Annotated in this window: 10 protein-coding genes; 3 read left to right on the top strand and 7 right to left on the bottom strand. The window is 45.7% G+C overall.

Annotation, left to right across the window (positions count from 1 at the left end):
- Positions 1 to 118: integrase core domain-containing protein (locus tag Q384_RS14135; RefSeq protein ID WP_281174540.1), on the top strand; the 118-nt coding region annotated here is incomplete at its 5' end.
- 244 nt (positions 119 to 362) lie between these two features.
- Here Q384_RS14135 and Q384_RS10115 read toward each other — a convergent pair.
- Entirely contained in the window at positions 363 to 986 is a 624-nt protein-coding gene (locus tag Q384_RS10115) for an NAD(P)H-hydrate epimerase (protein WP_037587717.1), read from the bottom strand.
- Positions 987 to 1,035: 49 nt separating this feature from the next.
- Entirely contained in the window at positions 1,036 to 1,419 is a 384-nt protein-coding gene (folB, locus tag Q384_RS10110) for a dihydroneopterin aldolase (RefSeq protein ID WP_051940876.1), read from the bottom strand.
- 56 nt (positions 1,420 to 1,475) lie between these two features.
- Between folB and plsY the strand changes: the two genes are divergently transcribed.
- Positions 1,476 to 2,114, top strand: a complete 639-nt coding sequence (gene plsY, locus Q384_RS10105; RefSeq protein WP_037587716.1) for a glycerol-3-phosphate 1-O-acyltransferase PlsY — start codon at positions 1,476 to 1,478, stop codon at positions 2,112 to 2,114.
- A 153-nt stretch (positions 2,115 to 2,267) separates the two neighbouring features.
- Positions 2,268 to 2,513: a GlsB/YeaQ/YmgE family stress response membrane protein gene (locus tag Q384_RS10100; RefSeq protein ID WP_037587714.1), complete on the top strand. Its 246-nt coding sequence runs from the start codon at positions 2,268 to 2,270 to the stop codon at positions 2,511 to 2,513.
- A gap of 101 nt (positions 2,514 to 2,614) precedes the next feature.
- On the opposite strand, the gene bamA is transcribed toward Q384_RS10100, so the two are convergent.
- The 5 genes from bamA to uppS all read right to left on the bottom strand — a co-directional run bounded on the left by bamA (position 2,615) and on the right by uppS (position 9,232).
- Entirely contained in the window at positions 2,615 to 4,978 is a 2,364-nt protein-coding gene (gene bamA / locus Q384_RS10095) for an outer membrane protein assembly factor BamA (protein ID WP_037587711.1), read from the bottom strand.
- 3 nt (positions 4,979 to 4,981) lie between these two features.
- Complete coding sequence (rseP, locus tag Q384_RS10090; protein ID WP_037587708.1) at positions 4,982 to 6,319, bottom strand: RIP metalloprotease RseP; 1,338 nt, start codon at positions 6,317 to 6,319, stop codon at positions 4,982 to 4,984.
- An 8-nt stretch (positions 6,320 to 6,327) separates the two neighbouring features.
- Entirely contained in the window at positions 6,328 to 7,527 is a 1,200-nt protein-coding gene (gene ispC / locus Q384_RS10085; protein ID WP_037587706.1) for a 1-deoxy-D-xylulose-5-phosphate reductoisomerase, read from the bottom strand.
- Positions 7,528 to 7,547: 20 nt separating this feature from the next.
- Complete coding sequence (locus tag Q384_RS10080) at positions 7,548 to 8,390, bottom strand: phosphatidate cytidylyltransferase (protein ID WP_037587704.1); 843 nt, start codon at positions 8,388 to 8,390, stop codon at positions 7,548 to 7,550.
- A 95-nt stretch (positions 8,391 to 8,485) separates the two neighbouring features.
- On the bottom strand, positions 8,486 to 9,232 hold the full coding sequence (gene uppS / locus Q384_RS10075; RefSeq protein ID WP_037587703.1) for a polyprenyl diphosphate synthase: 747 nt from the start codon (positions 9,230 to 9,232) through the stop codon (positions 8,486 to 8,488).
- Positions 9,233 to 9,423 lie beyond the last annotated feature (191 nt).

The following is a 9,423-nucleotide window of genomic DNA, read 5'->3' as shown; positions in this document are numbered from 1 at the left end:
GGAGCTAAATCGCTTCATCAACTACTACAATACGGTGAAGCCCCATAAATCACTTAACGGGGCGACACCATACGAGGTACTAGAGAAATATTTTTATTTTGATGAAAAGTGTAAATAACGCGGGTAATTCTTACACATTATAAAGTTTTTTATATTCCTGCCTTTCTACATAGCAACTGTAGGTATGTACTCATTTTGGAATTATACGCTACAGAGCAACGGGGAAATATGACCCAAAGAGATTCAAGATGATGGAATCTCATTAACTTAAACCGTGTAGATATGTGTAAACTACATAGGTTTGTTTTCTGATTTTAATGAGCTGCGAGCATAAGATTTTAGGTAGATTCCTGCCGATGAAATCATTCTATATTGATACAAACCACTTCGCCGCACAATTCTTTGGCCGGTGATGTTTCATGTGCCGATTTACAGGCTTGCAAAGCATAAGTCAGCATGGCAGTAAAACTGTTTTCAGCGGCAGTGCCGTCATCAGCATGAACGCCGCTGGGAATATCAATGGCAACCTTAAAAGCATTGTGTGCATTTACTTCTTTTAGGCAATCTGCCACTTTCTGCGGCAATTGGTCATGAAACCCAATACCGAAAATGGCATCGATCACCAGCTGTGTATCTGCGGTTAATACATCAGAAGACTGTTTTTCAGTAGCCACACGCACAGAATCAGGTAATTTTGCCAAATTCAACCCAACCAGCGGCGCAACATCAATATCATGGAAAGTCAGCACAGCCACTGCCCAACCGTTTTCAGATAAATACCGTGCTGTCACCAGACCATCGCCGCCGTTATTGCCATTGCCGCAAATTACCAGCGTTTTTTGCGGTTCAGGAAATCTTTTCATCAAATCTTCAGCAATGCGGCTGCCTGCATTTTCCATCAATTTCCCTGCCCCAAGACCTCTTTCTCGGGCAGCAGTTTCCCATTCTTTCATTTGTGCAACAGTATAAATTTCTGAATTTGCCATTGATTACTTTCGTTCAAATGCTAAACAGCTTAATTTTTTGATTATTTACTCACACAGATTGTCCATCAGAGATAATATTTAGTGTGTTATGTCGTTCAATTTGTACACCAACTTCACGTACCTTAGGCAAAATACCGGGTTTTGTCACCCTAACACGCACCCACGATATTCCGGAACGAATAAGCAGTAATTGTGCCACATATTCTGCTAAAGTTTCCAGTAATATGAACTGCTGCTTAGGCAACTCATCATTCAGATAGTCGGCTATTTCGGCGTAACTCACTGTTTTTCTAATATCATCATTATCAATGGCTGCCTGAAAATCCACGCCCAAATCCAAATCAAGAATCAATGTTTGCCGCCGTTGCCGCTCCCATTGATAAACTCCGATAATGCATTCCACCTGTAAACCATGTAAAAAAACAGTATCCATTCATCACCTGCTACATTAAAATAAGCACCTTATTATCGTAGCATAAAGTTCTGTTTATGGTTAACTTCCTCGCCGTTCTTTTCGCCTATCTTCTCGGCTCACTCTCTTTTGCCATTATTATTTCCAAAATTTTCGGCATCGCTGACCCGCGTCAGTATGGATCAGGCAATCCGGGAGCCACCAATGTTTTACGCAGCGGCAAAAAAGCAGCGGCTGCATTGACTCTTTTAGGCGATGCGTTCAAAGGCTGGCTGGCTGTGTGGCTTGCCATGTATTTTCAGTCCGAGTTTGGTTTAACCGATACCACCATTGCACTTGTTGCCATTGCCGTATTAGCAGGACATCTGTGGCCAATCTTTTTTGGCTTTAAAGGCGGCAAAGGTGTGGCAACTGCGGTTGGTGTTTTGTTGGCTTTGTCTTGGCCAACGGCGTTAATCTGTGTGTTGGTGTGGCTGATCATGGCTTTGGGTTTAAAAATTTCTTCGTTGGCAGCAATTGTCGCTACCCTGATCAGCCCGCTGGCAGCTTGTTTTTTTATGCCTTTTTTTTCATACATCATTGCCACTGCCATTATTGCATTATTGATTTTGTGGCGGCATAAAACCAATATCAGCAACTTATTGTCAGGGCGAGAAACCAAAATCGGGGAGAAAGCAGATAACAATATAATAAAGACGATAAATAAAATAAATTAGATTGAGTTATTGGCATAAAAATAGCTTATTTATAACGAGCTTGCTTAGATGTAAAATGAACTATATTGCAACTATATTGCACTGTAACTATACTGCAACTAGCAATATCTGGTTTATTCAATCTATTTTTAACAAAAATGAAAGGAACTAATTATGGGCTTAATTTGGACAATTTTGATTGGTTTTGTAGTGGGTGTACTCGCTAAATTTCTGATGCCCGGCAATCAAAATATGGGGTTTATTCTCACTACTATTCTGGGTATCGCCGGTTCTTTGGTTGCCGGTTATGTCGGTCAGCTCTTCGGCTGGTATCAAGCAGGACAAAGTGCCGGATTGATTGCTTCTGTTGTCTTTGCATTCTTGATTTTGTTTATTTACGGTAAAATCAAAAAAGCTTAAGCACACAAATAGCTGTATTTTTATCCGCTTGGCTGAGTACCTTGCCAAAACAAAAAACCGCAGATTCTGATGTCTGCGGTTTTTGCATTTTGTTTCCAACATTAAAACACTGTGCCCAATTGAAACTGGAAGCGTTGAACTTCATCACCGCGTTTTTTATTCAGCGGATAAGCATAGCTGAATTTCATCGCACCCAAAGGTGAAAGCCAAGCCATGGCAACACCAGCTGAGTAACGGAATTCGTTTTTAAAGGTGGAGTGGTGCGCTTTTTTATATGGATTGTCATTGCCGGGTTTGTAGGTATCGCCGTCCCAAACGCTGCCTGCATCGGCAAATATACTCAATCGAGCAGTGCGCTTATCTTTTAACCCGGGGAAAGGAAACAGCAATTCGGTGGTGGCAAAGGCCTTGTAATTACCACCGTAGCTGCTGGCATCGCTGCTGTGCGTACCATCGCTGTAGCGAGTGTAGAATTTGGGTCCTAACGTACCGCCCTCAAAACCACGCACCGACCCCAAACCACCGCCGTAGAAGTTTTCAAAGAACGGCAATTCTTTGGTTTTACCGTAGCTGTTGGCATAACCGATTTCGCCGCCAATCATCCATGTGAGATTTGTGGTCAAGGGGAAAAACCATTTTTGATCATGGCTCAGGCTGTAAAATTGTAAATCACCACCCGGTAAGCCACTGTCTAAATTGATACTGGTCATGTAGCCGCGTGTCGGCCACAACGCACTGTCTGTTTTATTGCGCCCCCACCCCAAAGTGCCTTTCACAATCCAATTTTTTTCGCCGTGTTGCTTGACGAAATCTTCATAACGCTGCGGCGGGTAGTCAAACAGCTTGATGCTCATGTGTTCCAAACCCAAGCCGAAATTGAGGCGATCGTATTCGGTAATCGGCACACCCATGCGCGCACCGGCACCGACTGTTGTGGTTTTATAACCCAAAGGGTTACTATTTGATTCATGCGGATTATAACCGCGGTAATACACATCGTAACCCAAGCTCACGCCATCGGGAGTGAAATAAGGATCGGTAAACGACACCGAAGCCACTTGGCTTACTTTGGAACGTGATAATTGCAAGCTGGCTGATTTCCCGCTACCAAATAAATTGTCTTGGGCAATACCGCCTGAAAGCAACAGACCATCGTCTTGCGCCCAGCCAGCCGCTACGCTCAGAGATCCGGTAGAACGCTCTTGTACGGACATATCCAAATCAACAACATCGGGTGTGCCCTGTATTGGCTTGGTGTCAAAGCGTACATTATCAAAATAACCCAATAATTCAACGCGTTCACGTGATCGGTTGATTTTGGACAGATCGTAAGGTGCGCTTTCCATTTGGCGCAATTCACGGCGCACCACTTCATCACGGGTTTTGTTATTACCGCTGATGTTGATTTGATTCACATATATTTTACGATCAGGGATAACGGTCAGTACAAAATCCACGGCGTGGATTTGGGGACGTACAGTGGGTGTTACATTGACTTGGCTGAAAGCATAGCCTTCCGTACCCATGCGCGTTTGAATGGCTTCAAGGGTTTCCACCATTTGAGAACGGTTGTACCAACGACCGGACTTCATTTCAAAGAGTTTCAGCAAATCTGCACGCGGTACTTCTTTGGTATCACCATCAAGCGTTACCGTACCCCAGCGATAACGATCACCCTCGCTCACATCGATTTTAATCGTTTGCGCGGTTTGATCTTCATTGGTTTGCACATCAACATTGGTAAAACGAAAATCGTAATAGCCTTCGTTTTGATAAAATTGGGTGATGTTACTCAAATCTTGGCGAAATTTATCATCTGCAAATCGGTTGCTTTTGGTAAACCACGTAAAAAGACCGTCTTCACTCAATGCCATTTGATCGCGTAAAGTGCCGTCGGAAAAATGGGTGTTTCCCTCAAATTCGATGGTTTTGATGGTAGTGGTCGGACCTTCGTCAACCTTCAGGTTCAACGCCACACGATTGCGCTCCAAGCGTGTTACTTCCGGCGTGATTTTTACAGCATTTTTACCGCGGGTGCGATAAGCTTCCTGTAAAGTGGCAATCGCTTGGTTTAAAGTAACCTGATTAAATAAACGCGACTGCCCCAAACCAAAACCGGCCAGATTTTTTTGAATATCGGTGTTGCCGATGGTTTTGCCGCCCTCAATGGTGAGGCTGCTGATCACAGGGCGTTCGACTACCGTCAGCAATACTTGACTGCCAAGCGTTTCGATGCGCACATCGTCAAAAAAACCCGTAGCATACAGATTGCGAATAATGTTTTCGCCTTCAACATCTGTGAAAGTATCGCCCACTTTTACCGGCAAATAACTGAACACAGTAGTCGGTTCGGTACGCTGTAAGCCTTCAACGCGAATGTCTTGAATGGTGAACGGCTCTGCTGCCAGTGCCAGCGAAGACATACCCAAAGAAACCAATACTGCTGTAATTTTTTTCAATTTCATGATTTATCCCAATAAACGGGTAATATCGTTAAAGAATGCCACACACATCAGCATAAGCATCAACGCAATGCCGACACGCATCCCAGCTTGCTGCAAACGTTCACTCAACGGTTTACCGCGTATCCACTCGAACGCATAATACAATAAATGACCGCCGTCTAAAACCGGAATCGGCAATAAATTCAATATACCCAAGCTCACGCTCACCAATGCCAAAAATTCCACATAGCTTTGCCAGCCAATGGCGGCTGTTTTACCCGCCACATCGGCAATGGTAACCGGACCGGAAATATGGCTTAAAGAAACATTACCGGTGATTAATTTACCAAAAAACTCCAATGTCAAACGCATGTAGCTGCCGGTTTTTTGCACCGCCAGCTGAAAAGCCTGCGCTGCGTTCGGCACATAGAGGTGTTGTACCTGTGCCTGCCATGCTTCATCGTTCATCGCACCCATACCGATGCGTCCGAAAATCTGCTTGTTATTATCGGTAATTGAATCAGGGCGTAAGGTGGTCTCATAACGCTTGCCGCCGCGCTCGTAAGCAAGGGTTAATTTTTGTCCTGCACTGCGGCGGATAAGTTCAGTGAAAGCAAGCCAATTGGCGGTGGGTTTACCGTCCACTGCCAGCAATGCATCACCTTTTTGCAAACCGGCTTTTGCCGCCGGACTGTCGGCTTCAACCACCCCAACCCGATTGAGCATACGAAATGGCAGCATACCGATAAATACTGTTTTTGCCGCTTCTTTAGCAGCTTGAGTGTCAGCAACATCAATCACGCGCACAACCGATTGTCCGCTTTCTGTTTTCACTGCCACATTAACCTTGCCCGCGTCCAAATTCAGCAAAATTGCACTTTGTGCGTCTGTCCAATCATTGACTGCCGCACCATTCACTGCCTCAATACGATCACCTGCCTGAAAGCCCGCTTGCGCCGCAATTGATCCTTGTGTAACCGTACCCACCCACGGACGGATTTCGGTAATGCCCGCGCTGAAACTAACCGTATAGAGCAAGACTGCCAAAATTAAATTGGTGAGCGGTCCTGCCGCCACAATGGCAATTCGCTTAGCAGGGTGTTGTTTGTCAAACGCATACGGCAAATCAGCTTCAGCAACCTCGCCTTCACGGGTATCTACCATTTTGACATAGCCGCCCAGCGGAATTGGCGCAAGACACCATTCGGTATCACCACGCTTTTTTTTCCAGAATGGTGTACCAAAACCAATACTGAAGCGGGTTACTTTTACCTTGAATAAACGGGCAACCAAAAAATGACCAAACTCATGCAAGCTGACCAAAACCAGAATTGCCAGAATAAACGCACCTAATGTGAGCATAAAAATTCCTAGCCGCGCAAAATTCGGCGGTGATTACGCACCCACACCGCAGCTGTGGCGCGTACTTGTTCGTCTAAATGAAGCAGCTCGTCCACCGAATCCGCCGCTGCACTGCCGTGGTTGTGCAAACAATGCGAAACCAGTGCGGCAATATCCGTATAACGAATGCGTTTTGCCAAAAAGGCACTGACCGCCACTTCATTGGCAGCATTAAGGACACATGATGCCGCGCCGCCCGATTGCAAGGCTTGGTATGCCAAATGTAAACAAGGAAATCTTTTAAAATCAGGACGGTTGAATGTTAATGCACCAATACTTGCCAAATCCAGTTTAGCAACTCCCGATTCAATGCGTTCAGGCAGCCCGAGGCAATAGGCAATCGGTGTGCGCATATCCGGCACACCCATCTGTGCCAATATCGAACCATCACGATAACGCACCATGCTGTGAATCACACTTTGCGGATGAATCACCACTTCCAATTGCTCAGGCGGTGCGTGAAACAACCAATGCGCTTCAATCAGCTCCAAACCTTTATTCATCATGGTGGCGGAATCAACAGAAATTTTCTGTCCCATACTCCAATTGGGGTGACGTATCGCTTGGGCAGGCGTAATTTTCTCAAATTGTTGCATGTCGGCATGTAAAAAAGGACCGCCCGATGCCGTTAATATAAAGGAATCAATCCCTGCCTTTGCCATATCACCGCAATAATCCGGCGGCAATACTTGGAAAATGGCATTGTGTTCACTGTCCACCGGCAATAATTTCGCGCCATTATCGCGTACGGTTTGCATAAACAGCGCACCCGCCATCACCAGCGTTTCTTTGTTTGCCAAATAAATGGTTTTTCCTGCCTTTGCCGCTGCCAGTGCCGGCAACAAACCCGCCGCCCCCACAATCGCCGCCATTACTGCATCGGTTTCTGCTGCGGCGGCTACATCTGATAAGGCTTGTTCGCCAAACAAAACTTCGGTATTTGTTTTGGTATCTTGTAAATGGTGTACTAAGGCTTGCGCGGCGGTTTCATCAGCCACCACCGCATAGCGCGGCTTGAATTGTGCGCATTGCTCCGCCAGTTTTTCTACTTGACGATACGCAGTCAGCGCGAACACCGAAAAGCGTTCACGATGCCGTGCCAATACATCTAAAGTATTGACCCCAATACTGCCGGTAGAACCCAATATGGTTAAAGAGATAGGTTTCATATGCAATCAAATCAAAATCATCAAGAAAAAAATGGAGGTATTTTAAATAAGTATAAAAAAAACACAGTTAAAGGCAATGCCAACAACACTCCCAACACTGCCAATAAAGAGTCCACACGGTCAAATACCCCACCATGTCCCGGCAACAAATGACTGCTGTCTTTAACATCAGCGGCACGCTTCAGCCAGCTTTCCAGCAAATCGCCCAAAATACTCACCACCGCCAGCAACAAAGCAGTCAATAATATCAAAATAAGAGGGAGGTCAGAGAGATATTGTGCGTGTACCCACCACGAAAACAACAAAGCGCACACCACCCCGCCAACCGCCCCTTCCCAACTTTTTTTAGGGCTGATAACCGGCGCCAGTTTATGTTTGCCGAATGCGCGTCCAACAAAATAAGCACCAATATCAGTCAGCCACACCAGCACCATCGCGCCCAGCAACAGCTCTTTTCTTTCAGAATGTAAAAGCACCAATGCCGACCAAAACGGCAACACCAGCAACCAACCAACCAACCAAGCCCAAACATTGGCTTGTAACCGCCATTTACATTTTAACCACAGCGGCACCACCAACAACCAAAATATCAGAATAATCACACCGCACGTTGAGACAATGCCGAAAAACAATGCGTCAGGAAGCAACCTTGAAAACCACAACATCAGCAGTACAACCGTACTCACCGCCAAATAAATCGCATTGTGCCGCGCACTCATGCCGCACAAACGTGCGTATTCCCACAAAGTGAGCAAAGCAATCAAGCCGCAAAACACCGCCCATACCAATCCATCGGTATAAAAAAACATACCCAGCATTAAGAGCAACAATACCAAAGCGGTGAGAATACGTTGTTTGAGCATAATAAACTTTTTAGCTAATATAATGTTAAATATACATTTTCAGGCTGCCTGAATGGCTCTGAATCATCGGTTTCAGGCAGCCTGAACAGTTTGTTTTAATCCCGCTGCTGTGCCGTCGGCAATTGCTCCGTTGTTCTGCCAAACCGCCGTTCACGCTGCCGATACGATTGCACCGCCAATGCCAGAGCTTTATCATCAAAATCAGGCCACAAGGTATCGGTGAAATACAATTCAGTATAAGCCAACTGCCACAATAAAAAATTACTGATGCGGGTTTCTCCGCCGGTGCGGATAAATAAATCCGGCTCAGGTGCATCACCCAAGCTCAAATAAGGGCGTAAGGTTTCTTCATCCAGACGCGAAGCACCTTGGCTTAACGCCTGATTGGCTGCCTGAAGAATATCCCAGCGGCCGCCGTAATCAGCGGCAATGGTGAGGGTTAAGCCCGTATTGGCTGCGGTTAGTCGTTCGGCGGCTTCGATGCCGTTAATAATCGGTGGGCTGAAACGGGTGCGCTCACCAATCACTTTCAGCCGCAAACCGTTTTCGTGCAGCCGCTGAACGTGTCTTTGCAGTGATTGCAGGAATAAATTCATTAAAAAACCCACTTCATCTGCCGGCCGCCGCCAATTCTCTGTGGAAAAAGCAAACACTGTTAAATATTCCACGCCCATGCGTGCGCACGCAATAGTCAGCCGTTCTAAGGTTTCCAACCCTTTTTTATGCCCGAATACCCTCGGCATCATGCGCTTTTTCGCCCAACGCCCGTTGCCGTCCATAATCACCGCCAAATGGCGCGGCACTTCATTGTGTTTGGGTATGGTTTGTGTACTGCTGGTCAAAGCACAATTCCTGTCTGCAATGCGATTCTGCCTAAAAGACAACAGCCCATTCGCTGAACAATTGATTTCATAACATTATCAAACATCACCATATAATTTTGGGACATGACAACCAAACAAGGCATTAAAATGTCTAAAAAGGAGTCATGGCAATGGTTTGCAAGTACCAAAAAAGTTCGTCACTTTCTGAT

Source organism: Stenoxybacter acetivorans DSM 19021, from assembly GCF_000745895.1.
Taxonomy (GTDB): domain Bacteria; phylum Pseudomonadota; class Gammaproteobacteria; order Burkholderiales; family Neisseriaceae; genus Stenoxybacter; species Stenoxybacter acetivorans.
The sequence above is the reverse complement of the archived record's forward strand: the minus strand, read 5'-3'. Positions and strand labels throughout refer to the sequence as shown.